Source organism: Aestuariivita sp. (genome assembly GCF_021404545.1).
In the GTDB taxonomy this organism is placed as follows: domain Bacteria; phylum Pseudomonadota; class Alphaproteobacteria; order Rhodobacterales; family Rhodobacteraceae; genus Aestuariivita.
The window spans coordinates 38,472-62,258 of the sequence record NZ_JAAWWD010000038.1; the positions used below are offsets into that span (position 1 = coordinate 38,472).

24 protein-coding genes are annotated in these 23,787 nt (G+C 63.2%); 15 read left to right on the forward strand and 9 right to left on the reverse strand.

Annotation, left to right across the window (positions count from 1 at the left end):
* Positions 1-9: 9 nt before the first annotated feature.
* From HEP69_RS12780 to HEP69_RS12805, 6 genes are all read left to right on the forward strand, one after another.
* A complete protein-coding gene (locus HEP69_RS12780) occupies positions 10-819 on the forward strand; it encodes an ABC transporter substrate-binding protein (protein ID WP_290558926.1) in 810 nt (269 codons plus the stop codon).
* Positions 816-1,796, forward strand: coding sequence for an iron ABC transporter permease (locus HEP69_RS12785; protein WP_290558927.1), 981 nt, complete (start codon positions 816-818; stop codon positions 1,794-1,796). Before HEP69_RS12780 ends, HEP69_RS12785 begins: the two co-directional genes overlap by 4 nt.
* Positions 1,793-2,551 carry an ABC transporter ATP-binding protein gene (locus HEP69_RS12790; RefSeq protein ID WP_290558928.1) on the forward strand — a complete coding sequence of 253 codons (759 nt, stop codon included), beginning with the start codon at positions 1,793-1,795 and terminating at the stop codon, positions 2,549-2,551. Before HEP69_RS12785 ends, HEP69_RS12790 begins: the two co-directional genes overlap by 4 nt.
* On the forward strand, positions 2,548-3,201 hold the full coding sequence (locus tag HEP69_RS12795) for an adenosylcobinamide amidohydrolase (RefSeq protein WP_290558929.1): 654 nt from the start codon (positions 2,548-2,550) through the stop codon (positions 3,199-3,201). Before HEP69_RS12790 ends, HEP69_RS12795 begins: the two co-directional genes overlap by 4 nt.
* Positions 3,201-3,989: a cobalamin-binding protein gene (locus tag HEP69_RS12800; protein ID WP_290558930.1), complete on the forward strand. Its 789-nt coding sequence runs from the start codon at positions 3,201-3,203 to the stop codon at positions 3,987-3,989. The genes HEP69_RS12795 and HEP69_RS12800 overlap by 1 nt, the downstream gene beginning before the upstream one ends.
* Positions 3,990-4,159: 170 nt before the next feature.
* Positions 4,160-4,381, forward strand: coding sequence for a hypothetical protein (locus HEP69_RS12805; protein ID WP_290558993.1), 222 nt, complete (start codon positions 4,160-4,162; stop codon positions 4,379-4,381).
* Between the two features lie 2 nt (positions 4,382-4,383).
* On the opposite strand, the gene HEP69_RS12810 is transcribed toward HEP69_RS12805, so the two are convergent.
* Entirely contained in the window at positions 4,384-4,599 is a 216-nt protein-coding gene (locus tag HEP69_RS12810; protein WP_290558931.1) for a hypothetical protein, read from the reverse strand.
* Between the two features lie 261 nt (positions 4,600-4,860).
* Here HEP69_RS12810 and HEP69_RS12815 point away from each other — a divergent pair, with 261 nt between their 5' ends.
* The 3 genes from HEP69_RS12815 (at position 4,861) to HEP69_RS12825 (ending at position 6,882) form a co-directional block, all read left to right on the forward strand.
* A complete protein-coding gene (locus tag HEP69_RS12815; protein WP_290558932.1) occupies positions 4,861-5,724 on the forward strand; it encodes an MBL fold metallo-hydrolase in 864 nt (287 codons plus the stop codon).
* A 228-nt stretch (positions 5,725-5,952) separates the two neighbouring features.
* Positions 5,953-6,384 (forward strand): TIGR01244 family sulfur transferase, encoded by a 432-nt coding sequence (locus HEP69_RS12820; RefSeq protein WP_290558933.1) that lies wholly within the window; start codon positions 5,953-5,955, stop codon positions 6,382-6,384.
* 303 nt (positions 6,385-6,687) lie between these two features.
* Positions 6,688-6,882, forward strand: coding sequence for a hypothetical protein (locus tag HEP69_RS12825; protein ID WP_290558934.1), 195 nt, complete (start codon positions 6,688-6,690; stop codon positions 6,880-6,882).
* Between the two features lie 142 nt (positions 6,883-7,024).
* Here the strand turns inward: HEP69_RS12825 and HEP69_RS12830 are convergent, their stop codons facing one another.
* From HEP69_RS12830 to HEP69_RS12850, 5 genes are all read right to left on the reverse strand, one after another.
* Positions 7,025-8,308 carry a flagellar motor switch protein FliM gene (locus HEP69_RS12830; RefSeq protein WP_290558935.1) on the reverse strand — a complete coding sequence of 428 codons (1,284 nt, stop codon included), beginning with the start codon at positions 8,306-8,308 and terminating at the stop codon, positions 7,025-7,027.
* A 169-nt stretch (positions 8,309-8,477) separates the two neighbouring features.
* Entirely contained in the window at positions 8,478-11,156 is a 2,679-nt protein-coding gene (locus tag HEP69_RS12835) for a sensor histidine kinase (protein WP_290558936.1), read from the reverse strand.
* Complete coding sequence (locus HEP69_RS12840) at positions 11,157-11,465, reverse strand: hypothetical protein (RefSeq protein WP_290558937.1); 309 nt, start codon at positions 11,463-11,465, stop codon at positions 11,157-11,159. It abuts the gene before it with no gap.
* Complete coding sequence (locus tag HEP69_RS12845) at positions 11,462-11,842, reverse strand: response regulator (RefSeq protein WP_290558938.1); 381 nt, start codon at positions 11,840-11,842, stop codon at positions 11,462-11,464. Before HEP69_RS12845 ends, HEP69_RS12840 begins: the two co-directional genes overlap by 4 nt.
* A 114-nt stretch (positions 11,843-11,956) precedes the next feature.
* Entirely contained in the window at positions 11,957-13,258 is a 1,302-nt protein-coding gene (locus tag HEP69_RS12850) for a helix-turn-helix transcriptional regulator (RefSeq protein WP_290558939.1), read from the reverse strand.
* A gap of 232 nt (positions 13,259-13,490) precedes the next feature.
* On the opposite strand from HEP69_RS12850, the gene HEP69_RS12855 reads away from it, so the two are divergent.
* The 6 genes from HEP69_RS12855 to HEP69_RS12880 all read left to right on the forward strand — a co-directional run bounded on the left by HEP69_RS12855 (position 13,491) and on the right by HEP69_RS12880 (position 20,194).
* A complete protein-coding gene (locus HEP69_RS12855) occupies positions 13,491-14,837 on the forward strand; it encodes a substrate-binding protein (protein WP_290558994.1) in 1,347 nt (448 codons plus the stop codon).
* A gap of 133 nt (positions 14,838-14,970) precedes the next feature.
* Positions 14,971-16,002, forward strand: a complete 1,032-nt coding sequence (locus HEP69_RS12860) for a branched-chain amino acid ABC transporter permease (protein ID WP_290558940.1) — start codon at positions 14,971-14,973, stop codon at positions 16,000-16,002.
* 3 nt (positions 16,003-16,005) lie between these two features.
* Positions 16,006-17,208: a branched-chain amino acid ABC transporter permease gene (locus HEP69_RS12865; RefSeq protein WP_290558941.1), complete on the forward strand. Its 1,203-nt coding sequence runs from the start codon at positions 16,006-16,008 to the stop codon at positions 17,206-17,208.
* Positions 17,209-17,219: 11 nt separating this feature from the next.
* Positions 17,220-17,975 carry an ABC transporter ATP-binding protein gene (locus tag HEP69_RS12870; protein WP_290558942.1) on the forward strand — a complete coding sequence of 252 codons (756 nt, stop codon included), beginning with the start codon at positions 17,220-17,222 and terminating at the stop codon, positions 17,973-17,975.
* A gap of 84 nt (positions 17,976-18,059) precedes the next feature.
* Positions 18,060-18,815 carry an ABC transporter ATP-binding protein gene (locus tag HEP69_RS12875; protein WP_290558943.1) on the forward strand — a complete coding sequence of 252 codons (756 nt, stop codon included), beginning with the start codon at positions 18,060-18,062 and terminating at the stop codon, positions 18,813-18,815.
* Between the two features lie 134 nt (positions 18,816-18,949).
* Complete coding sequence (locus HEP69_RS12880) at positions 18,950-20,194, forward strand: adenylate/guanylate cyclase domain-containing protein (RefSeq protein WP_290558944.1); 1,245 nt, start codon at positions 18,950-18,952, stop codon at positions 20,192-20,194.
* A 41-nt stretch (positions 20,195-20,235) separates the two neighbouring features.
* Here the strand turns inward: HEP69_RS12880 and HEP69_RS12885 are convergent, their stop codons facing one another.
* The 3 genes from HEP69_RS12885 to HEP69_RS12895 are packed head-to-tail and all read right to left on the reverse strand — an operon-like array spanning position 20,236 to position 23,704.
* The gene (locus HEP69_RS12885) at positions 20,236-21,039 is read right to left on the reverse strand and encodes a 3-hydroxybutyrate dehydrogenase (RefSeq protein ID WP_290558945.1); all 804 of its coding nucleotides are present in this window, start codon (positions 21,037-21,039) and stop codon (positions 20,236-20,238) included.
* Positions 21,036-22,550: an AMP-binding protein gene (locus HEP69_RS12890; RefSeq protein WP_290558946.1), complete on the reverse strand. Its 1,515-nt coding sequence runs from the start codon at positions 22,548-22,550 to the stop codon at positions 21,036-21,038. Before HEP69_RS12890 ends, HEP69_RS12885 begins: the two co-directional genes overlap by 4 nt.
* The gene (locus HEP69_RS12895) at positions 22,547-23,704 is read right to left on the reverse strand and encodes a thiolase domain-containing protein (protein ID WP_290558947.1); all 1,158 of its coding nucleotides are present in this window, start codon (positions 23,702-23,704) and stop codon (positions 22,547-22,549) included. The genes HEP69_RS12890 and HEP69_RS12895 overlap by 4 nt, the downstream gene beginning before the upstream one ends.
* Between the last annotated feature and the right edge of the window lie 83 nt (positions 23,705-23,787).

Sequence of the window (23,787 nt, forward strand, 5' to 3'; positions counted from 1 at the left end):
ATAGCGGCCATGGTGGCGGTGCTTTTGGGCCCCGCTGCCTGGGCAGACCAGAGGCCCGAACGGGTTGTGTCTGTCAATCTGTGTACTGATCAGCTGGGCCTCCTGCTTGCCGATAGCGGCCAGCTGATCTCGGTCAGTCGTCTGGCCCATGAGCCCGACAGTTCGGCCATGGTGGAGGCCGCGCGCGCCCTGCCCGCCAATGGTTCGGGCGCCGAGGAGGTCTATCTGCTCACTCCCGATCTGGTGCTGGCAGGCACTTTCACAGACAGCGCCACGGTTCAGATGCTGCGCGATCTTGGTATCCGGGTCGAACTGTTTGCGCCTGCCCGCTCGCTGGAGGATGTGCCCGCCCGCCTGCGCCAGATGGGCGCCGCACTGGGCCGCACGGCTGTGGCCGAGGAGATGGTGGCCCGGTTCGAGGCAGATCTGGCGGCGCTGACCGTGACGCTGACACCCAGGCCGCGTGCCGCGCTTTACTATGTGAACAGCTACACCTCCGGCGATCGCTCGCTGGCTTCCGACATTCTGGCGGTCGCGGGGTTCGACAATGTCGCGTCTGAGGTGGGGCTGGACTGGGGCGGTGTGCTGCCGCTCGAAAAACTGGTCATGTTGGCACCGGATCTGATCATTCAGGGGCGCGATTATCCCGGGCAGGCCCGCGCCGAGGACACGCTCGATCACCCCGCGCTGCTGGCGCTGTCCGATACGCTGCAAGCCGGACAGTTGACCGACCGGGACTGGATCTGCGGCACGCCGCAGGTTCTGAACGCGATCCGGGCGATGCGTGATCTGCGCCTGTCGATGGAGGCGGACAGGTGAAGCTTGCCGCCCTCCTTGTGGCGCTCTGCGCGGCGCTTTTTGTCGTGTCGCTGACCAGTGGTCAGGTCAACGCATCGGTTGGTGAAAGCCTGGTCGCGCTCTGGCGCGACGATGGTCTGCCTCTCTCGGTCGTGATGCAGGAGATCCGGCTGCCGCGCGCGCTGCTGGCGGTGATGATCGGCGCATCGCTGGGCATGGCGGGTGCCGCGATGCAGGGGTTTCTGCGCAACCCGCTGGCCGAGCCGGGGCTGATCGGCGTCTCGGGCTCGGCGGCATTGGGGGCGGTGCTGGCGATCCAGACCGGGCTGACGCTGTTCTTTCCGCTGGCCTTGCCGCTGGCCGCACTGAGCGGGGCGGTGCTTGCCGTTGTGTTGATCCTGCTGCTGGCCGGTCCACGCGGCGCGTCGATCACGCTGATTCTGGCCGGGATCGCAATATCCGCGCTGGCGGGCGCGCTGACCTCGCTGGTGCTGAACCTCTCTCCCAACCCGTTTGCCGCAGCCGATATCGTCTTTTGGATGATGGGATCGCTGGCGGACCGGTCTTTTGACCATGTCTGGCTGGCGCTGCCCTTCATGATGCTGGGGTGGGCCTTGCTGGCGCTGAGCGCGCGCGGTCTGGATGCATTGACCCTGGGCGAAGATGCGGCCCAAGCGATGGGCATCAATCTGGCACGACTGCGCCTGATGCTGGTGATTGGCACGGCGTCCTGCGTCGGGGCGGCAACCGCGGTGGCCGGAGCCGTCGGCTTTGTCGGTCTGGTGGTGCCGCATCTGCTGCGCGGATTTGTCGGCGCGCGGCCCTCGTCCTTGCTGTGGGCGTCGGCTCTGGGAGGTGCGGCGATGGTACTGGCCGCCGATATCGCGGTGCGTGAAATCCTGCCACAGCGGGATCTCAAGCTGGGCGTTCTGATGGCGCTGGTGGGCGCGCCGCTGTTCCTGCATCTGATATTCAAGACGCGCAAGGAGATGGCATGACCCTTCTTGCGCTGGATCGGTTGACTGTGCGCCGGGGCGATTGCCCGGTGGTGGACGCGGTGACTGTATCGGTCGCGGCGGGCGAATGCGTCGGTCTGATCGGTCCCAACGGCGCAGGCAAAACCACGCTTTTGCGGGGCGCGCTGGGACTTTTGCCACATCAGGGCCAATCGTCGCTGACCAGCATGCCAGGCGCCCAACGCGCACGCCATGCCGCCTGGATGCCGCAATCGCGCGAGATCGCCTGGCCCGTCACGGTCGAGACGCTGATCGCCCTGGGACGGATCCCGCATCTGCCACGGGGTGCCAAACCCCGCCCCGACGATCAGCGGGCCATTGAGGCCGCGATCGCCCGGATGGGGCTGGAGGCGTTTCGCCACCGCACCGCGACCCAGCTTTCGGGGGGCGAACAGGCCCGTGTTCTGATTGCCCGTGCGCTGGCTCAGGACACCCCTCTTTTGCTGGCCGATGAGCCGATTGCCGGTCTGGATCCGGCCAGCCAGATCGCCACCATGCAGGTCTTTGGCCGCTTGGCGCGTGAAGGCCACGCGGTCATCGTCTCGCTTCATGATCTGGGGCTGGCCGCGCGACACTGCACGCGGCTCTTGATGATGAGCGCGGGGCGCCTGATCGCCGATGGCGCACCACGTGACGTGCTTACACCGGATCATATCGCGCAGGTCTTTGGCATCACCGGATTTTGGGCCGACACCGACCATGGCCCGGTGTTTCAGCCGCTGGAGGTGACCGGATGAGGATCACCCTCGACCATCCCTGGCTGACCCTCGATCTGGGAGCACCGCAGCGCATCCTGAGCTGGTCATTGAACCGGCCCGGCTTTGTCGATGCCCAGCAGATCCTGTGGCGCGAAGTGCGCAATGCCGATCTGCCCCAGGATTTCGATGTCGCGGGCTGGCTGTGCCGAGAGCTTGCGGCGCGTGGCGCAAGCGAGGCGGTGACGATGCTCACCTCGCGCGATCTGGATGCCTATGAGGTGGCCCAAGCCACGCTCGACGGGGTCACGGCGCATTGCGTGGCCACAGTGGGGCTGTCGAATGCCGAACGGATCGGTACCCGGTTGGATCGGTCAGGCCACGATTGGGGCACGATCAACATCGCCCTGTGCGTCGACCAGCCGCTGGCCGATGCCGCCCGGGTCGAGCTGGTGTCAATCGCCGCGCAGGCGCGTACCGTGGCGGTGGCCGGGATTGGCCATGACCTGCCGACCGGACGCGCGACCGGCACCGGAACCGACTGCATCGCCATCGCCGCACCGGCAGGCGCCCTTGCGTTTGCCGGGATGCACACGCCGGTGGGCGAAGCCGCCGGACGCGCCGTGCACAGCGCGGTGCAGGCAGGCGCGCGGATCTGGATGGACCGCGTGCGCCGAAAGCCCGGCCCCTGATGCCCTATCCCCCCGAACGCATTGTCTGCCTGACCGAAGAGACGGTCGAAACCCTCTACCTTCTGGGGCAGGATCACCGGATCGTGGGCGTGACCGGCTATGCCGTACGCCCCGCACGGGTCCGCCGGGAAAAACCGCGCGTCGGCGCGTTCACCTCGGCCGACGTGCCCAAAATCCTTGCATTGCAGCCCGATCTGGTGCTGACCTTTTCAGATCTCCAGGCCGATATCGCCGCCGACCTGATCCGCGAGGGCGTCGCGGTGCATGCCTTCAACCAGCGCTCGGTCGGCGAAATCCTGGATATGATCCGCACCCTTGGCGCCCTCACTGGCACACAAGGCAGAGCCGAGGCGCTGGTGCGTCGGTTCGAGGCGCGCGCGGCCGCCCTACGCGCCACAGTGCGCCCCACCCGCCCCGCCGTCTATTTCGAGGAATGGGACGATCCGCCGATCTCCGGTATCCGCTGGGTGTCGGAACTGATCGAGTTGGCGGGCGGGCGCGATGTGTTCGCTGGACTGCGCCGGGAACAGGGCGCCAAGGCGCGGATCCTCGACCCGCAGCAGGTGATCGAGGCGCGCCCTGATGTGATCCTGGCCTCCTGGTGCGGCAAGAAAGTCCGCCCCGAAAAGATCGCCGCGCGCCCAGGGTGGGATGTCATCCCCGCCGTGGCGACGGGACGGATCGTCGAGATCAAGTCGCCCCTCATCCTCCAGCCCGGGCCCGCGGCCCTGACCGATGGGCTCGATGCGATCGAGGCGGCGCTTTGGAAGGTAAGGAAGGACACATGATCCCCCCATTTTGCGCGTCGAACAGTCGCGCTGAAAACGGTGAGGCCTACCGGGCGTCACCCAAGCCCGCCCAAAGACCCAGGTGCCCCCGCAAAACAGTGCGTCCGCCGCCGCTTGCACCCCTGCCTCCGATAGGCTAGCGACGAGCGCGTCTAAGAGGAGCCATGGCCATGATATTCGAGCTGATCATATGGGTCGGAGTCGCGCTTTCCCTCGTCGGTCTGGCGGGGCTGATCTGGTCGATCGTTCGCGTAGCTCGCGCACGGCGCACCCTGACCGAGGACGCCGCCTTGCGCGCGGAGATACAAAAAGCGCTCCCACTGAATTTGGGAGCGCTGCTCTTGTCGGTGCTGGGTTTGATGATGGTTGTCCTGGGGATCTTCCTGGGCTGATCTCAGACCGGTACGTTGTCGAACCGGGCTTCGATCACTTCATCAATCAGTTCCGCATTCAGCTTTTGCAGGCGGCGCGGCACCGCCACGCCATCAGCCTCGAGATGGATCAGGATTTTCTGCAACTGAGGCTGCAAAGACAATCGGCCAGTCGGACTGGCATTCGCGATCTTTGCTTCGAGCGATTCTGCGTGGACTGTAAGTTCATGCGTCGTCATACGGTCATCCTCCCAGATGTGTGAACCTTACTAGACATGCCAACATCACAAAGATAAGACGGACGCCGCCGATTTGGAGAGTGATCTGCCCTTTCGGCAGGACTCTGCCCGAAATTCCCGCACGAACGCTCCGTCCTCCTAAAAATACATCTATCCGAGAATGGCGGATCATGCATTGATATGTGTCAATGCGGTGCATCGGGCCGCAAGCTACGCATCCGGTCGCGGCACAATGCGGCTCCGAAATTCAGGGAGAATCCAATGACCCCACTCGTCAAGGCATTTTTCGATCCGGCCACCAACACGGTATCGTATGTGGTCCGTCCGCCAGAAGGGCACGCGGCTGCGGTGATCGACAGTGTGCTGGATTTTGATCACGCTTCGGGCCGGACCAACACTGCGTCGGCAGATGCAATCGTCGCCTATATCGAGGCCGAGGGCCTCAAGACCGAATGGGTGCTGGAAACCCACGTCCACGCCGATCACCTGTCGGCCGCGCCCTATCTGCAAGAGAGGCTGGGCGGCAAGATCGGCATCGGGCATCAGATCACCGTGGTTCAGGACACCTTTGGCAAGATCTTTAACGAAGGCACCGAGTTTCAGCGCGATGGCTCGCAATTCGATGCGCTGTTCCGCGAAGGCGACATCTTTCATATTGGCCAGATGCGCGCCGATGTCATGCACACGCCCGGCCACACGCCCGCCTGCATGACCTATGTGATCGGCGACGCGGCATTTGTGGGCGACACGCTCTTTATGCCCGATTTCGGCACCGCGCGCTGCGACTTCCCGGGTGGATCCTCCGAGGATCTCTATCGTTCGATCCAGAAAATCCTGGCCCTGCCCGATCAGACTCGGATTTTCGTTGGCCATGACTACAAAGCGCCCGGGCGCGATGAGTTCGCCTGGGAGACCACCGTGGGCGAGCAAAAGGCGTTGAATGTCCATATCGGTCAGGGTCGCCCGATCGAGGATTTCGTGCATATGCGCGACGCGCGCGACGCCACGCTGGGCATGCCGCGGCTGATCCTGCCGTCGTTGCAGGTGAACATGCGCGCAGGCCACATGCCGCCCGCCGATGAACACGGCGATGTCTTTCTCAAGGTGCCGGTCAACAAGCTTTAGACCCAGCCTGGGGCGAACGCGCCCGGGCGAACTGCCCGCCGACAGTCGGCACCTCGGCCATGCGCTGCGCGCTGATATCGGACAGACACACACCCGCCCCTTTGGACGGCACCGAGTTCCCGCTGCGCGGATATCTGGGCGTCGTCCTGGTGACTTTGCGGCCCGGGCGACCGGCGACAGCCGCAGCGATGGCTGGACAGCCTTGCCAGGCCCGCTTAAGAAATGCCCATGGATATACGACCGCTCACCCCCCGTTACGCCGTCTCACCCCAAATCGACCCACAGGATCTGACCGCGATCGCTGAGGCCGGTTTCACCACCGTGATCTGCAATCGGCCCGACGCCGAAGTCCCACCAAGCCATCAGGCTGCGGCCATCGCTGCCGCCGCCCAGGAGGCGGGGCTGACCTTCGAGGTCCTGGAAATCACGCATCAGTCCATGACCCCGGACGCCGTGGCGCGTCAGCGCGACATGATCGCCCAATCGGACGGGCCGGTTCTGGCCTATTGCGCCTCGGGCACCCGCTGTTCCGTGATCTGGGCCCTTGGGGCCGTCGGAGAGATGCCGGTCGATGATGTGATCGAGACCGCCCGACGCGCAGGTTATACGCTCGACAATCTGCGCCCCACGCTGGAGCAAGCGGCCAAGCACGGAACGTAGGGCGACGGCATCGCACGACGCCGAACCTCACCCCGAACCCCGCTCTGGCTGACGCCATGACCTGGCGAAATCGGAGCCCCAAACCCCAATTGCATGCTGGGCGTCATAGGTCTTGTGCAAAGTCGGTATGACCCCCAGGTCTGGCGCGTGCCTGCTGACGACGCACCCCATAACGGGGTCGGCTTTGTTGGCACCGCTGGAACGGACTTTAGGGTCCGGTTGATCATGCGGCATTGGCCGACCTGGACACCTACAGCAGATCTCGGGCCCGCAACAGGGCTCAACAAAGCGGCTGTTCGGAACATGACTGCCCGCCTCCCGGCGTTCAGCCATGTCCGTCCTGTGGCATTTTGCGATCTGCTCTATCCCGTAGAACCCGGATCGGCCTCCGCGCGCGGGATATCGGTGATCAGCCAGCCGTGCCGCCAGCGTGTCAACGACAACTGCCGCCAGTTCCGCGACAGGCATGGGGTGATGAACCAGGTGACTGACCTCTGACCTCTGACCTCTGACCTCTGACCTCTGACCTCTGACCTCTGACCTCTGACCTCTGACCTCTGACCAGCGCAGTATGCGGGTGCTGTCAACTGCCGGCGGAGCGCCACCCCTGCTCATTTCACATCAAGAACTGCGGCCTCTCTCAGCCCTCCCCCGTTTCGTCGGGTGTCGCCAAATCCGCATTCAGATCGAGTGGCGCCGACGCAAACTCCGACATGTCGAGACCGGAGCCCGGGAAATCGGAACCCGGACCCGAGGCCAGATCGTCGGCAGAGAGGCCCGCAAGCTCGGTGATCTGCTCGGCCGCCTCTTGGGGTGAAAGACTGGCCAGGGCGTCGGCGTCAATGTCGCCGTCCAACGGTGGAAAGGCCGCCCCATCCGGCTGGGTGTCCATCATCGGGAATCCGCCATCCGGTTGGGTGTCCATCATCGGGAGTCCGCCATCCGGCTCTGCCAGGTCGGACGGGAGCGGCGCGCCCGCACCTGACGGAGAGGCCAGCGGGTCGAAGGCCAGCTCGCGCGCCTCGGAGGCGGCGCGCGGGATCGACTGGGCCGACATCAGACGCACCGCGCGGCTGCCATTCATCTGGCCCAGCCGTCCACGCGCAACGGGCCGTCCGCCGATTGTGACCAGCGCGGTATCGTCGAGCCTGTCGCGCGGCAATGGCAGGCTGTCACCGACACGCAGCGCGTTGAGTTCGCTGACCGGCAGGCTGATGCGGGCCAGAACCGCCTGAACCTCGGCGGGCACCTCCAGCATGGGGCTTTCGGCGGCGCGCTCCGCATCGGCGTCGGTTCTGGCTCCGGGGGCGGCATGCTCCTCATCCGCGTCCGGCAAAGCCAGCACAATCTCGGCCTGGCGGCGGCCCAGCGCGATGTCCAGCGTCAGCCAAAACAGCCGGTATCGCTGTGCGCGCAGGCCCAGCATCATGCTGCGCACATCCTCCCCACGGGCGCCGAACCGGATTGCACGAAAACAGGTCTGATCGATCTCGGCCTCGGCCAGAGCGGCCGCCCGTGACAGCACCCCTTCAAGGAGCGGCGCGCACATGGCCGCATCGGTATCCGTGAACGGGCGTGGAACCGGAGTGCTGTCGGAAACCATCCCCATCGTCTGTTGCTGGATGAGCGAGGAGACCAGCGGCAGCGAGACGGTCGCCGCACCGGTCTGACCCTCCGGGCAATCCAGCACAATCAGCAAATCGTCATCCGACATCACATCGGCCATATCTTCGGGCACCATCCTCTGCTGACGGATCCCGGCGACACCGAGCGCCATATCAAACAGATCGTCGCCCGCGCGCGCCACCGACAAGCGCAATGCCCTGAGCGCCGTCATCTCGCGACCGGCGCTGTTGCTTTGCGCTTCGGCCAGCTTGCGCTTGAGTGTCGCGGTCACGCCCGTCCGTCCTGCTTTCTGGGTCATACTCATCCGGTCGGCGCCCGCCATCGTCGACGCGCGCACCAGCTCACTTCCGAGAGATAGCGCGGAATTGGTTAAGAATGCCTCTACACCAGAGCGGCCAGACCTGAATTGGGCGCCCATGCCCGCTGCCCCAAGCGGTGCCCGGCCAAAGACTTGAGCGCTGGCGCCGCTATTGCGCGGCCATGGCCCCTTCCATCGGCAGGATCACCCGGAACGCACCGCCGGAATGGCCGTCCAGATAGAGAATATCGCCGCCCAGACGCTCCATGATCTCGCGGCAGATGGCCAATCCCAGCCCAGCGCCCCCGGCCTTGTCACCACTGACCCGGGCGAATTTTTCAAACACTAGCGCACGGGCATCGCGCGGCACACCACTTCCGTTGTCGAGAAAATCCACCGTCAAACGGTCTCCCAGGGCGCGTACGCGAATCGTCAGTTCAGGCTGCGGCGCATCGCAATACTTGCGCGCGTTCGAGATCAGGTTGATGAATACCTGTGCCAATCGGTCGAGATCGGACCGGATGGCGATGCCCTCGTCTTCGGCGCGCCGATGCACCGTGATCCGGTCCGACGATCCCGCAAGTGCCGCCGACAGCGCCCGGTCCAGCACATGGCCCAGAGTGCCGCCCCGGGTGTTGAGGCTGACCTGTCCGCTTTCCAGCACGCTGAGATCCAGCAGATCGTCCAAGAGCCGCGTCAGGCGCAGCGCCTCGTCGTGAATGACACCGGCATAGCGCTCCTTTTCATCGCCGCTCAGCCCCGCCTCGTCGCGCAAAATCTCCGAGAAGGCGCGGATCGAGGTCATCGGTGTGCGCAGCTCATGGCTGACCTGGCTCAGAAACGCATCTTTTTGCAATGAAATCTGGGTGAGTTTTTCATTGGCCTCGCGCAGCTTGGCGGCGGTGCGGGTCAACTCGGCCGATTTGGTCTCAAGCTGGCTGGAATACTCCAGCATCTGGGCGGATTCGTCGGCCACAGCCATAAGGTCCTGGACCGACACTGCCGAGCCGCCGACGATCTGCCCAACCATCGCATGCGCGGTCGCGGTACCGACCGATCCGCTCAACTCCCGCTCCAGCGTATCGACAAAGGACGGCGTCGGTTCGGGCAATTGCCCGCGTGCGCCCTGTTTGGCGGCCTCGCGCTGAAACAGGGCGCGGGCCTCTTCGGGCCCCAGTATCCGCTGCGCCATGATCATCAGATCCTCGCTCTGGGCCACCGATCCGGTCCAGCCGCGCGGCCCCATGGAATGATCGAACACATTCACGAACTGGGCGCCTTGCAGACGCTCGACCGGATTGGGAAAGGTCATCATCGACACCGCGATAAAGGCGGCAGTGTTCAGGCTCAGGCTCCAGAGTGCCGAATGCACGATAGGATCCAGGCCTGTGATGCCGAACAAGCCATAGGGCCTCAACCAGCCAATCCCAAAGGGGCCGTCGGTCATCACCGAGGCGGCCAGCGCCCCATCCGCGCCAAACCCCGGCAGTAAGAGCGTATAGATCCACAAGGCAAACCCGATGCTCAGCCCGGTCAGGGCCCCCGCCCGCGTCGCCCCGCGCCAAAACAGGCCCCCCACCAGTGCAGGCAGGATCTGGGCGATCCCGGCAAAGGCGATCAGACCGATCGCCGCCAGCGCCGCACCGCCGCCGGAGAGGCGATAATAGAAATACCCCAACATCAAGATAACGACGATTGCCACCCGGCGGGAGATCAGCACCACATTGCGGACATCCCCGGAAATCGAGGCCCCACGCCCGACCTTCGTCGACAGATAGATCGGCATCACCAAATGGTTCGACACCATGATCGACAGCGCCATCGCCGCCACGATGACCATCGACGTGGCCGAGGAAAACCCGCCGATAAAGGCCAGCATCGCCAGCCCTTCATTCCCCTGGCTGAGCGGCAGGCTGAGAACAAAGAGATCAGGGTTCGACCCGGCAGGCATCAGATCGAGCCCCACAACCGCAATCGGGATCACAAAGAGGCTGATCAAAAGCAGATAGAGCGGAAAGGCCCAGGCCGCGACGCGCAGATGCCGCTCATCCTCGTTTTCAACCACCATCACCTGGAACATGCGTGGCAAGCAGATAATCGCGGCAGCGGCCAGGAGCGTAATCGCGGTCCAGCGGCCGCCATCGACCTCCCATTGCCCGATTTCCGAGGCGTCTATACGCGCGAGCGTATCGGAAATCCCTCCGGCCAGCCCCCAGACCACAAAGATGCCAACCGCCAAAAGCGCCAAGAGCTTGACCACCGCCTCAAGCGCAATGGCGATGACCACGCCGTGGTGGCGCTCATTCGCGTCCAGGTTTCGGGTGCCGAACAGGATCGCAAAGACACCCAGGCCAATGGCCGCCCAAAACGCGCTCACCGCCTTGGTGCGGGCCACATCGCCTTCGGCAAAGACCGACATCGACAGCGCGATGGATTGCAGTTGCAGCGCGATATAGGGCGTCACGCTCATCACGCACAGAATGGTCACGCCAATGGCCAGTAGGTTGGATTTGCCATAACGCGAGGACAGCAGGTCGGCGATCGAGGTGACCCTTTGACTGCGTCCGATGCGCACCAGTTTGCGCAGCCCCCACCACCAGCCGATCATCACCAGCGTTGGGCCGATATAGATCGTGACATATTCCAGCCCCGAGCGCGCGGCATAACCCACCGCGCCATAAAACGTCCAGCCCGTGCAATAGACCGACAGCGACAGCGTATAGATCAGAGGGGAGCGGAGCCATTGGCCACGCCCCATGGCGGCCGCCCGCTCGGCCAGAGCCGCCACCACGAACAGCAGGGCCACATAGCCCAGGCAAATCGCGACAAGCGTGTTGAGCGACGCCATTTATCCCCCGCCATCCCTCTTGGGCGGCGATTGGGCAGAGGACGCCCGATCAGGCCCCCAGCCGCGGGATTTCAGACCGAACAGGCAGGCCAGCACGATCAGCCCGGCCCAGACCCCAAAGATATAGAGTACCGCAACCGACATGGGCACCGGATCTCCGGCTGTCGCCGGATCACCGGGCTTGGGCCATAAGAGCGGGATTGCAAACAGCGCCACGCCCAGTATCGGTAACAGCCGGGCTGCGTCCATGATACGGCGGCGGCGATAGGTTTCACGCTCAAGAAACACCGATGTGCGCCGCGCGCTCACTCCTGCCGCGCCTCGGCCAGAAGATCGCGCACAGTCTCCAGCACCTCACTGTTGGAAAACGGCTTGGTCATGAAGCGGTTGACCCCGGCCTTTTCAGCCATGTCTCGATCCCGGCTCTGGCCTCGCGCGGTCAGCATCAGCACCGGCAGGTCGGAGGTGGCGGGGGCGGCGCGCAGATCACGCAGGATGTCCATGCCCGACCGCCCCGGCAGCATCATGTCAAGAACCACCAGATCGGGCGCGACGCGGATCACCTCTTCGACCGCATCGGCACCATTGGCATGGGTGTGCACGGTCCATCCATCCCGCGAGAGCAGAAATCGGATGGCTTCGATGATGTTCAGCTCATCTTCGATCAGCAACACCTTGCGGCTCATTCGCGTGGTCCCTCCCCTGTTTTCTGGCTGGTTTGCCGGTCTCCTCCCCGGCGAACCACATCCGTTTCTCGGCTACGGACGGTCAGCAATTTATCTCCAGTTTTCGGTGCCCTGTCAAAACTCTTCGCTCAAGACCGATGGTTCGCGGCGCGCGTCGCAATGGCCACGCGGGCAAACCCGGCAGGTGCTGCCGACTTCTGGTACATCCGTCTGGGCGGGCTGCGCCACCGGCACGATCAACATGGTCGACAGATAGAGCGGATCGCTATCGAACCCTGGCGCGGCACGCGGCTGCGCGACCGCAAAGCAATCGAAATGGGCCACGCTGCGCCCGACCTGCGCCACGGTGCGGCGCAACGGGACATGCGGACGGTTCAGCGCCGCAAAGACCGGCCACAGCGGGCAGGACGCCCCGAACCGGGGCAGCGCAAAACCGGTCACCTGCTTGCGAAAGACGATGCTGCCGGAAGCATCGCAGACCAAAAGGCCAACTTCGGTGCCCAAGGCCGCCTCGGGCATCGCCGCGATCCGGCGCAGAACCATCGGCAGCGCAACGTCAAACCGGTCCGCCAGGGCTGCCGGGTTCAGTCCCCATTCGCTCAGAGCCGCGCTCATCTCGGCCAATGGCAGTGCTGCGGCATCGCGCGCATATTGCTCCAGGACCGTCGTCGCAATGCTGCGGGCGGCGTCGGTGGTCAGACCTGGCTCTCCGCGCACCACCTGTTCCGGGCTCAGCCGGGCATGCTCCAGCACGTCGAAATGATGGTGCCGCCCGGTAAAGAACGCCTCGACCTCTTCCTGCGGGGTGGCGCGGCGTTCGGTCGCCTTCTCGGTATCGTCGAGATAATCGACCAGCAGCTTGGCACTGTCGGCCAGCCGCAGGCTGTCCTCGTTGAGGTTGCGATGAAACCGGGTGCGCCATTCCGGTTCGATCTCGTCGTTTTCCGCCAGGATCGCGGCGGTGGATCGGATCGCCGCCGCCGTGGACAGCACTTCGTGCAGGGAGGCGGCCAGATGCGGATCGTGGGTCAGCCGATCCGACAAGGCCTCGACCGTACGCTCCAGCGAGGCCGTGCGCCGATGCGCCGCCGTAAGCGCCCCGGCCCAGCCGGGAAACCGGCCCGCGAACTCATCGACGCGGTCGATCTCAGCCCCTGCATTGCCCAGATCTGCGGCCGCTTCGCGAAGCGCGGCAATCATCGCGGCCTCGGCCCCATCGGTCAGCAACGAGGGCTCCACCTCCAACACTGCGGCGATATCGACCAGAAGTTTCCCGCCGATTCTGCGGCGATTATGTTCAATCAGGTTGAGATAGGAGGCCGAGATACCCACCTGTCGCGCCAGATCGGCCTGACGCAGCCCGGCAATGGATCGCCGTTCGCGGATGCGGCTGCCGGTCAGAGTATCGCGTACCATTGTCTACGGGCACCTTTTGTCAGTCATATCAACGGCTTTCTGCGGTGCATTGAAACAGAATTTACAAAACCCCCGTTCACGCTTTTCAGTTATTTACAAAATTAATGTGCGCCACAAGGGGCTTATTGCGCAATTTTCCGATCCTCGGCGATAAATGATTTGCACGAAACGTGCCCGCATGCCGCGGAAAAGAGGAGCCGCGGCCATGCCTTTCACGAAATGGGAGGATTTCATGTCCAAATCAGATGTCACACGTCGTGGCGTATTGAGAACCGGTGCTGTCGCTGGCGCCGGTCTGGCCGTTCCGACACTCTTTACGGCGTCATCCGCAGCGGCCTTTACAAACGAACCGACGGGAAGTTCGGTCACGTTGGGCTTTAACGTGCCCCAAACCGGCCCCTATGCCGACGAGGGCGCCGATGAGCTGCGCGCTTATGAACTCGCGGTCGAGCACCTCAATGGCGGTGGCGATGGCGGCATGATGACCACGTTCAGCTCGAAAGCGCTGCAAGGTAACGGCATTCTGGGCAAGAAGGTCGAATACGTCACAGGCGATACCCAGACCAAATCGGACGCCGCGCGCGCCTCGGCCAAATCCATGATCGAAAAGGATGGCGCGGTGATGATCACCGGCGGCTCGTCTTCAGGCGTGGCGGTGGCGGTTCAGGCGCTCTGCCAGGAGGCGGGCATCATCTTCATGGCCGGCCTTACACACTCCAACGACACCACCGGCAAGGACAAGCGGGCCAATGGCTTCCGCCATTTCTTCAACTCCTACATGTCCGGCGCGGCTCTGGCGCCGGTGCTCAAGAACGCCTATGGCACCGACCGCAAGGCATACCATCTGACGGCGGATTACAACTGGGGCTATACCACGGAAGAGGCGGTGAAATCCTCGACCGAGGCGATGGGTTGGGAAACCGTGAACACGGTCCTCACACCGCTGACACAGACGGACTTTTCGTCCTATATCGCGCCGGTGCTGCAATCGGGCGCGGATGTGCTGGTGCTGAACCACTATGGCGGCAACATGGTCAACTCTCTGACCAATGCGGTGCAGTTCGGCCTGCGCGACAAGCAGGTGAACGGCAAGAATTTCGAGATCGTTGTGCCGCTCTACTCGCGGCTGATGGCCAAGGGTGCGGGCGCCAACGTGAAGGGCATCTTCGGGTCCACCAACTGGCACTGGTCGCTTCAGGACGAAGGCTCCAAGGCATTCGTGCGCTCGTTCGGCACCAAATACGGCTTTCCGCCCAGCCAGGCGGCGCATACCTGCTATGTTCAGGCGCTGCTCTATGCGGATGCGGTGGAACGCGCGGGATCGTTCAACCCCTGCGCGGTGGACGAAGCGCTTGCCGATTTCGAGTTCGACGGGATGGGCAATGGACCCACGCTCTACCGGGCCGAGGATCACCAGTGCTTCAAGGACGTTCTGGTGGTGAAAGGCAAGGAGAACCCGAGCTCCGAGTTCGACCTTCTGGAAATCGTCGAGGTCACGCCGGTCGAGCAGGTCACCTATGCGCCCGATCACCCGCAATTCGCGGGCGGAGCACTGGGCACCTGTAACCCCGGCGCCTGATCGCGCGCCCCGAAAGCCTTCGGCGAAGACTTTCACCGACGCTGATTTTTCGACGAAAAATCACCGCAAACTCACGCGTTCCGCCTGATCCCAAGGCGGAGCGCCCTCTCCCAACATCTCCAAGGTGGGCACAATGGAAGCCATCATCCTGCAAATCCTCAACGGGCTCGACAAGGGGTCCGCCTATGCGTTGATCGCCCTTGGCCTGACGCTGATCTTCGGCACGCTGGGCGTTGTCAATTTCGCCCATGGCGCGCTCTTCATGATCGGGGCCTTTTGCGCGGTGACGCTCAGCCGCATCCTGACGCTGAGCCACGAGGTCATCGACCCGACCAGAGTTGATTTTCTGGGCAACCCGCTGAAGGTGGATGTGCCCTATCTCTACGATTGGTTCGGAGTCGAGACCGGAGATATGATCATCGACTGGGCGGTCCCGCTTTCGATCCTGTTCGCTATCCCGGTGATGATCGGCATCGGCGTGATCATGGAACGCGGGCTGATCAAGCATTTTTACAAGCGCCCCCATGCGGATCAGATCCTTGTGACATTCGGCCTGGCCATCGTGCTGCAAGAGATCATCAAGTATTTCTATGGCGCCAACCCGATCCCCACGCCTGCGCCCGATGCCTTTGTCGGCAGCTTCGATTTTGGCGTGTTGATCGGTTTCGAAGCCAACCAGATCATCTATCCCTATTGGCGGCTGGTTTACTTCGCCTTTGCCTGTCTGGTGATTGGCGCCGTCTTTGCCTTTTTGCAATTCACGACCTTCGGGATGGTTGTGCGCGCGGGCATGGCGGATCGCGAAACGGTTGGGCTGCTTGGCATCAATATCGACAAACGCTTTACCATCATGTTCGGACTTGCCGCCGCCGTCGCGGGGCTGGCGGGGGTGATGTACACCCCTATCAACTCGCCCAATTACCATATGGGCATGGACTTTCTGGTGCTCTCCTTCGTGGTGGTGGTCGTGGGCGGCATGGGGTCTTTGCCCGGCGCGGTGCTGGCGGGCTTCCTTCTGGGAATTCTGGAGAGCTTTGCGTCGATGGCGCAGGTCATCGACCTCATTCCCGGCATCAATCAGGTGATCATCTATCTGGTGGCCATCATCATTCTGCTGACGCGTCCACGGGGCCTGATGGGCCGCAAAGGCGTGATGGAGGACTGACCCATGTTCGGATTGAACAAGAAAGACACAACCCTTCTGATCATCGTGGCGGCCCTCTGCGCCTTTGCCCCGTTCCTGCTCAACCCCTTCCCCGAAGGCTCGGACATGGCGCAATTCAATGCCGGCTATCCGGATCTGATGCAGCGGTTCGTGATCTTCGGGATTTTTGCCATCGGCTTTAACATCCTCTTTGGCCTGACCGGGTATCTTTCCTTCGGCCACGCCGCGTTTCTGGGCGTGGGCAGCTATGCCGCCGTGTGGATGTTCAAGCTTTTGAGCATGAACATCATCCCCGCGATTATCCTCGCGGTGGTCGTGTCCGGCCTTTTCGCCCTGCTTATCGGCTTTATCAGCCTGCGGCGGTCAGGCATCTATTTCTCCATCCTCACGCTGGCTTTTGCACAGATGTCCTTTGCGCTGGCCTATTCGGTGCTGACACCGATCACCGGTGGCGAGACCGGGCTGCAACTGGCCCTGGATGACCCGCGTATCCTAGGCATCAGCCAGACCGCCCAAGGCAACATCCCCGTACCGGGCCTTTTCGGAATGGAGATGCGCGACAGCTTTGAATGGGCCGTGGGATCGTGGCTCTTTACCTTTAACTTCGGCTATTACATCTGTGCCCTGATCATGCTGATCAGCTTTTATGTCTCGATCCGTATCTTCCGCTCTCCGTTCGGGATGATGCTGCGCGCGATCAAATCGAACCAGCAACGGCTGAACTATACCGGGCTGAATTCACGCCCCTATACGCTGGCGGCTTTCGTGATCTCGGGCATGTATGCCGGTCTGGCCGGTGGGCTGATGGCGTCGATGGACCCGCTGGCAGGCGCCGAGCGGATGTTCTGGACCGCAAGCGGCGAGGTCGTGCTGATGACAATCCTCGGCGGCGCAGGCACCTTGATCGGTCCGATCCTTGGGGCCGGCATGATCAAATACATGGAGAATATCATCTCCAAAATCAACGAAACCATCCTGCATGAATGGTTCTACTGGATGCCGGACGGGATCGAGGACCTCCTCGTCGCGATGGTCTATCCCTTTATCGGAAAGGGCTGGCACCTGACGCTGGGCATCATCTTCATGCTGGTGGTGATCTTCCTGCCCGGTGGCCTGGTCGAAGGCGGACAGCGCATCGCCAACCTCTTTCGCCGCCGCAAGGCCAAAAAGGACGACACCAAAGGCACAACCGAGCCTGCGGAATAAGGAGAAACGATATGGGTATTCTCGAGGTCAAGAACGTCGGCAAGCGGTTTGGAGGTCTTCAAGCGTTGGGGGATGTGAACCTCAGCGTGGCCGAGAACTCGGTCCATGCGATCATCGGGCCGAACGGGGCGGGCAAGTCCACGCTGCTCAACTGCTTTGTGGGCAAGCTGATCCCCGATACCGGATCGGTGATGTTCGATGGGCAATCGGTACTGGGCCGCTCGCCGCATGAGATCAACCAGATGGGCATCAGCCGCGTCTTCCAAACACCTGAAATCTTCGCCGATCTCAGCGTGATGGAGAATATGATGATCCCCTGCTTTGCCAAGCGGGACGGGGCGTTTGAGATGAACGCGATCAGCTCGATCGGGTCGCAAAAGGACATCCTGGAGCGCGCGGAGCATATGCTGGAGGACATGAACATGGCCGACAAACAGCATATGCATGCCGGATCGCTGTCGCGCGGCGACAAACGGCGGCTGGAGATCGGTATGTGCCTCAGCCAGGAGCCACGCCTGCTGCTGCTCGATGAGCCCACCGCCGGGATGGCGCGGGCCGATACCAACAACACCATCGACCTTCTCAAACAAATCAAGGACACCCGCGACATCACCATCGCGATTATCGAACACGATATGCATGTGGTGTTTTCCCTGGCCGAGCGGATTACCGTTCTGGCCCAGGGCACGCCGCTGGTCGAAGACACGCCCGAGAACATCAAGGGCCATCCGAAGGTCCGCGAAGCTTATCTGGGTGAAAGTGCCTGAACGGGTGGCGGGACAAGTCCCGCCCTACCCCATCGCCCGTAGGGCGGGACTTGTCCCGCCACCCGCCTGAAAAGGACGCATGAGATGAACGTCAAACCCGATTTCTCCAAAAACGCCAATATGGCCTCGACCGCGCCGGCCTTTCTGTCGGTCTGGGACATGCACGCCTATTATGGCGAAAGCTATATCGTGCAGGGCATTAGTTTTAATGTCCATGAGGGCGAGATCCTTGCCCTTCTGGGCCGCAACGGGGCCGGCAAAACCTCGACCCTGCGGTCCATTGCGCGGCTGGGCGATCCGCAGGTCACCCACGGAGAGATCTGGCTCGACCATCAACCGCTGCACAAGATGTCGAGCCACGAGGCCGCCTCCGTGGGCCTCGGTTTGGTAGTTGAGGATCGCCGCATCATCCAGGGGCTCACGGTCGAGGAGAACCTCAAACTCGCCCAGATCGCGCCGCCCGTCGGCTGGTCGCTTGAGCGGATCTATGACCTCTTCCCCCGCCTGGGCGAGCGCAAGAGCCAGGAGGGCACGACGCTTTCGGGCGGCGAGCAGCAGATGCTGTCGATCGCCCGCGCGCTTGCGCGGGATCTCAAGGTCTTGCTGCTGGACGAGCCGTATGAGGGCTTGGCGCCGGTGATCGTGGACGAGATCGAAAAGACCCTCATCCACATCAAGGAACAGGGCATGACCACCGTCATCGTGGAGCAAAACGCCGTGCGCGCGCTGGAACTGGCCGACCGCGCGGTGATCCTTGACACTGGCGGGATCGTGTTCGACGGGACCGCAGCGGAAGTGCTGGAAAACGCCGAGCTGCGCGCGGAGTATCTGGCGATCTGACGGCTGCTGCGGGTCGGTTGCGTTGGGCGACGCGCCGCGCAACCCGGCCCGCAGAGCGAAGAGACCGCTTGCCTATCGCGCGGTCAGGCGGGAAGCTGTGCCAAAGCACCGATCATGAAAGCCCGCTCTGCGAGATGACAACCGATACCCTCAGACAGGTCTGGCTTCAGGATGCGCGGGCGGCGGATTTGGCGTCCTGGCTGATAGATGCGGCCATTGTCGGTCAACCCCAGCTGGCCATCCTCGAGGCCTATTGCGAAAAGCTCGTCGAGATGGGCGTCCCGCTGATGCGCGTGCACGTGACACAGACCGCGCTTCATCCTGTTTACGGCGGCGTCGGCTTTGACTGGCACCAAACCCAGGCCCCGGTGCGCCACGAATATGCCCACACTGAAGAGGCGCCGGAAAACTGGCTTGTCAGCCCTTTCTTTCACATGATGTCAAACGGACTCTCGGTCTATCGCGAGCGGATCGGCGACGCGACCGCGCCCAGCCGGTTTCCCGTGCTCAATGAGATGCGCGCTTTGGGCGCCACGGACTATCTTGCGCTTGCCCGGCTTTTCGACGATTCGGAGGACGGCGAGCCCGTGGGCCTCGACGACCGTCGCGAGGGCGCGATTGTCTCGTGGATGTCACAGGCCGCCGACGGCTTTTCCGAGGCCGATATCCTGCTCATTCGTGCCACCTTTCCGTCGCTGTGCCTGACCTTGAAATCTGGCACACACCAACAAACCGCAGAGGATTTGCTGGGGATCTATCTGGGGCGTGACGCGGGGCGGCGCGTGCTGTCAGGGGAGATCCAGCGCGGCTCCTCGCGGTGGATCGACGCGGTCATCTGCTATTTCGACCTTGAAGGGTTTACCAGCATGTCACGCCGGATCGAAGGTGAGGCGCTGATCGCGATGCTGAATGACTATTTCGGGCTTGTTGTGACCCGCATCGAAGAGCATGGCGGCAATGTCCTGAAATTCATGGGCGACGGGCTGCTGGCGATCTTTGATCGCGAACTGCTGTCGGACGCATCGGACCGCGCTTTGCGGATGGCCACTGCCCTGGATGATAAGATGGCCGGGCACAGCAGCGCCCGCTCGGCCAAGGGGCTGCCCATATTGGGCTATACGATGGCCTTGCATGCAGGCCGTGTGCTTTACGGTAATATCGGCGCGGATGAACGGCTCGACTTTACTGTCATCGGCCCTGAGGTGAACCTGGCCGCCCGTCTCGCCGACATGCATCGCCCGCTGGGACAGCATGTGATCGTGTCCGAAACGCTGGCCCACGACGTCAAGGACCCACCGGTCGATCTGGTCTCTCTGGGGCGCTATATGCTGCGTGGCGTGGATCAGCCCCAAGAGCTGTTTACGATCTACAAGGGCTGAACCCAAACCTCGCTGGCGGGCCGGAGGCAGCTTTTGGGGCCTTACTGCGCGGTCCACCCGCCATCCACGGGAATCGCGGTGCCCGTCACGTTATGGGCAATTGGCGCACAGAGCCACAGCGCAAGCGCCCCGATCTCCGCCGGTTCCGACAGCCGACGGCTGGGTTGTTTCTCCGACAGAAGATCGGCAATGCCCGCCTCCAGATTGCCGCCAAAGGCCGCAGCGCGGGCGTCGATCTGCGGCTGGATAATGGCCGTTTCGGTCCAGCCCGGGCAGATGCAGTTCACCGTCACACCGCCCAGATCGCGCTTTCCCAAAGCCGCATATTCCAATGCGGCCACCCGGCTGAGACCCACCAGACCGAATTTCGCCGCCACATAGGGCGCCTTGTCCTTTGAGGCAACGAGTCCATGCACCGAGGCGATGTTGATCACCCGTCCATATCCCCTCTCGGCCATCCCGGGCAGAGCGCCTTGCATTGTGTGAAAGGCGGCCGACAGGTTGACGGCAAGGATGGCGTCCCAGGTCTCGCCCGGCATCTCGGCCAGCGGAGCGGTGTGCTGGATCCCGGCGTTGTTGACCAGGATATCCGGCCCGCCCCAGGCCGCGACCGCCGCCATCAGCTCAGCAATCCGGTCGGCATTACGCAGATCCCCCGCAAAGAACTCGGCCTGCGGCGCGCCCTTGGATTTCAGATGGGCGCAGACCTCCTCGATCTGCGCATCGCCCGCGATCCCATGCACCGCGATCCGCGCCCCGGCCTCGGCCAGCGCTTCGGCAATGGCCAGGCCGATGCCTTTCACCGATCCGGTCACCAGCGCGGTCTTTCCCGATAGATCCGTCATGTTTTCTCCTCCAGCCGTTTGCGCAGGTCCGTCTTGAGCACCTTGCCGTAATTGTTCTTTGGCAGCTCAGCGATCTTGATGTAGTCCTTGGGCCGCTTGAAGCGCGCGATATGGTCGATGCACAGCCGGTCCAGATCGCGCGGATCGGCATCGCCCACGACAAAGGCGACAACCTCTTCTCCCCATTCGGGGTGCGGACGGCCCACGACAGAGACTTCGCGCACCTGATCGTGGGTCAGCAGAACCTCCTCAACCTCACGCGGATAAACGTTGGAGCCACCGGTGATGATCATGTCCTTGGAGCGATCCTGCATGGTCAGATAGCCATCCGCGTCGAGAAACCCCATATCGCCCGTCATCAGCCAGCCAGCGACAAGGGTTTTGGCCGTGGCTTTCGGGTCTTGCCAATAGCCCGGCATCACGGTGTCGCCGCGCACCATGATCTCGCCATGCGTGCCCGCAGGCAAAGGGATCCCTTCGGCGTTGCCAATCGCCACCTCCACCGCCGATTGCGCGCGGCCCACGCTGCCCAGACGCGCACGCCAGCGCGGGTGTGTGCGGTCGGCCACGTCGTGACGGCTGAGCGCGGTGATCCCCATGGGGCATTCGCCCTGGCCATAGATCTGGACAAAAACGGGGCCGAAACGGTCCACCGCTTCGATGATATCGGCGGCGTACATCGGACCACCCCCATAAACGACGGTGCGCAACCCCTCCCCTGTCTCGCCCGCGGCCTTGGCCGCCTGGGTCATCCGTTTGACCATGGTGGGGGCGGCGAACATCTGAACCGAACCGAAATGGCGGGCCAGATCGAAGATCTCTGCGGGCTCGAACCCGCCCGAGGGCGGGCAGACATGGCGCGCGCCTTTGAGGACGTGCGCCATGTTATAGATGCCCGCGCCATGGCTCATCGGCGCGGCATATAGAGTGGCGTCCCCGGACCGCACGGTGTCGCAATCGGTCTCATAGCACAGGCTCATGGCAATCATCATACGGTGAGTGATAATCACCCCCTTGGGCCGCCCGGTGGTCCCGGACGTATAAAAGAGCCAACACAGATCATCGGACGCCCGCCGCGCCACGCGTGTCATGGGGGGCGCGTTCTGAGCGAAAATCCGGGACCAGTCCGGGCCCGTGATATCGACAGCCCTGCCAGGCGCCTGAGCCTCCGAGAGCGCCTCGGTGAGGCCAGGTGAGGTGAAACTGAGCGTGCTACCCGAGTCTTGGAGAATGAACGCCGCTTCACGGCCATGCAGCTTGGCATTGATCGGCACCACCGCGCCGCCTGCATACCAGATACCATATTGTGCGATCAGGTATTCCGGGCAGTTCTTCATGAAAATCGCCACACGGTCGCCCGGCACTATGCCTTGCGCCGCCAGCCAGCCCGCGACTTGCAGGGCACGATCATGAAACGCACGATAATCCGCCACCCTCTGGCGCCCGAGATAAAGCGCGGGGCGATCCGGGCTCAGTGTCGCCCGCCGCTCCAGCCATTGGCCGATATTCATTTCGCGGCCTCGAGCACGCTGGCATAGCTTGCCACGCCCGATCCGCCCATATTGAAAACCAATCCGGTCTCGGCACCGGGATGCTGCATACCGTCCGCCTGGCCCAGCACCTGCCGCGCGATCAGCGTGTGCATCGACACGCCGGTGGCGCCCACCGGATGCCCCTTGGCCTTGAGCCCGCCCGAGAGGTTCACCGGCAACCGCCCACCTGCGTGCACGACCCCGCCTTGCAGCACATCCGCACCATGACCATGGGCAGCCAGGCCCATCGCCTCGTAAATCAAGAGTTCCGCGATAGTGAAACAATCATGTACCTCGGCCACGTCGATATCGTTGACCGTGACGTCCGCGCGTTCATAGGCCTGATGAATGGCGCGGCGCGGCCCCTCAAAGGCCAAGAGGTCCCGCTGCGACATCGGCAACAGGTCGCTGACCTGCGCCACACCCCGCATCCGCACGGCGCGCGGCGCGTCACCCAGCAACGCCTCACCCACCAGAACCAGCGCCGCCGCCCCGTCGGAGACCAAGGAGCAGTCGGTTACTTTCAACGGCGGCGCCACTATCGGGTTTTTGTCCGACACGGCCGCGCAATAGGCCTCGTCCAGGGGTTTTTGCATCTGGGCCAGCGGGTTGCGGACCGAGTTGCCGTGGTTCTTGGCGGCAACCCTGGCCAGGGCTTGGGTATGATCACCGTATCTGTCGAAATAGGCCTGGGCGAACTGCGCGAACACCGCCGGAAAGCTCAGCCCTGCTTCCTCTTTCTGATAGGACGCATGCCCCAGGCAGGTCGCGACCTCCCGCGTCGGCAAGTGGGTCATCTTCTCGGCTCCGATCACCAGCGCCGCGCGCACCTCGCCTGACAAAATCGCCTGGCGCGCGGCAAAGATCGCCGCCGCACCGGACGCGCAGGCGTTCTCGACCCGTGTTGCAGGCTTAAATCGCAGCCCCCGGTCGATGCCCATGGCGAGCGAGGACGGGAACCCGTCGCCGACCATGCCGCCATTGAAATGTCCCAGCCAGATCCCGTCGATCACATCCGCGCCCAGCCCGGAATGCCCAAGCGCCTCGCGCCCGGCTTCGACAATCAGATCCTCAAGGCTCTGATCCGTCAGCTTGCCGAATTTAGTGTGGCCCCAACCGGTGATATAGACCATGTCTCCGCTCCCTCATTGCCGAGCCCAATAGAGCACCATCCCGCCACCCTCTTCAATTCCGTAGAAATACCCGGCAGGGTGGA

Excerpts from the sequence above, each read along its gene's own strand:
- HEP69_RS12800 (WP_290558930.1), top strand. The coding sequence starts at position 3,201 with ATGCCCTATCCCCCCGAACGCATTGTCTGCCTGACCGAAGAGACGGTC.
- HEP69_RS12860 (WP_290558940.1), top strand. The coding sequence starts at position 14,971 with ATGGAAGCCATCATCCTGCAAATCCTCAACGGGCTCGACAAGGGGTCC.
- HEP69_RS12810 (WP_290558931.1), bottom strand. The coding sequence starts at position 4,599 with ATGACGACGCATGAACTTACAGTCCACGCAGAATCGCTCGAAGCAAAG.
- HEP69_RS12850 (WP_290558939.1), bottom strand. The coding sequence starts at position 13,258 with ATGGTACGCGATACTCTGACCGGCAGCCGCATCCGCGAACGGCGATCC.
- HEP69_RS12865 (WP_290558941.1), top strand. The coding sequence starts at position 16,006 with ATGTTCGGATTGAACAAGAAAGACACAACCCTTCTGATCATCGTGGCG.
- HEP69_RS12820 (WP_290558933.1), top strand. The coding sequence starts at position 5,953 with ATGGATATACGACCGCTCACCCCCCGTTACGCCGTCTCACCCCAAATC.
- HEP69_RS12875 (WP_290558943.1), top strand. The coding sequence starts at position 18,060 with ATGAACGTCAAACCCGATTTCTCCAAAAACGCCAATATGGCCTCGACC.
- HEP69_RS12895 (WP_290558947.1), bottom strand. The coding sequence starts at position 23,704 with ATGGTCTATATCACCGGTTGGGGCCACACTAAATTCGGCAAGCTGACG.
- HEP69_RS12795 (WP_290558929.1), top strand. The coding sequence starts at position 2,548 with ATGAGGATCACCCTCGACCATCCCTGGCTGACCCTCGATCTGGGAGCA.
- HEP69_RS12830 (WP_290558935.1), bottom strand. The coding sequence starts at position 8,308 with ATGACCCAGAAAGCAGGACGGACGGGCGTGACCGCGACACTCAAGCGC.
- HEP69_RS12790 (WP_290558928.1), top strand. The coding sequence starts at position 1,793 with ATGACCCTTCTTGCGCTGGATCGGTTGACTGTGCGCCGGGGCGATTGC.
- HEP69_RS12885 (WP_290558945.1), bottom strand. The coding sequence starts at position 21,039 with ATGACGGATCTATCGGGAAAGACCGCGCTGGTGACCGGATCGGTGAAA.
- HEP69_RS12880 (WP_290558944.1), top strand. The coding sequence starts at position 18,950 with ATGACAACCGATACCCTCAGACAGGTCTGGCTTCAGGATGCGCGGGCG.
- HEP69_RS12855 (WP_290558994.1), top strand. The coding sequence starts at position 13,491 with ATGTCCAAATCAGATGTCACACGTCGTGGCGTATTGAGAACCGGTGCT.
- HEP69_RS12780 (WP_290558926.1), top strand. The coding sequence starts at position 10 with ATGGTGGCGGTGCTTTTGGGCCCCGCTGCCTGGGCAGACCAGAGGCCC.
- HEP69_RS12825 (WP_290558934.1), top strand. The coding sequence starts at position 6,688 with ATGACTGCCCGCCTCCCGGCGTTCAGCCATGTCCGTCCTGTGGCATTT.
- HEP69_RS12815 (WP_290558932.1), top strand. The coding sequence starts at position 4,861 with ATGACCCCACTCGTCAAGGCATTTTTCGATCCGGCCACCAACACGGTA.
- HEP69_RS12890 (WP_290558946.1), bottom strand. The coding sequence starts at position 22,550 with ATGAATATCGGCCAATGGCTGGAGCGGCGGGCGACACTGAGCCCGGAT.
- HEP69_RS12870 (WP_290558942.1), top strand. The coding sequence starts at position 17,220 with ATGGGTATTCTCGAGGTCAAGAACGTCGGCAAGCGGTTTGGAGGTCTT.
- HEP69_RS12805 (WP_290558993.1), top strand. The coding sequence starts at position 4,160 with ATGATATTCGAGCTGATCATATGGGTCGGAGTCGCGCTTTCCCTCGTC.
- HEP69_RS12835 (WP_290558936.1), bottom strand. The coding sequence starts at position 11,156 with ATGGCGTCGCTCAACACGCTTGTCGCGATTTGCCTGGGCTATGTGGCC.
- HEP69_RS12845 (WP_290558938.1), bottom strand. The coding sequence starts at position 11,842 with ATGAGCCGCAAGGTGTTGCTGATCGAAGATGAGCTGAACATCATCGAA.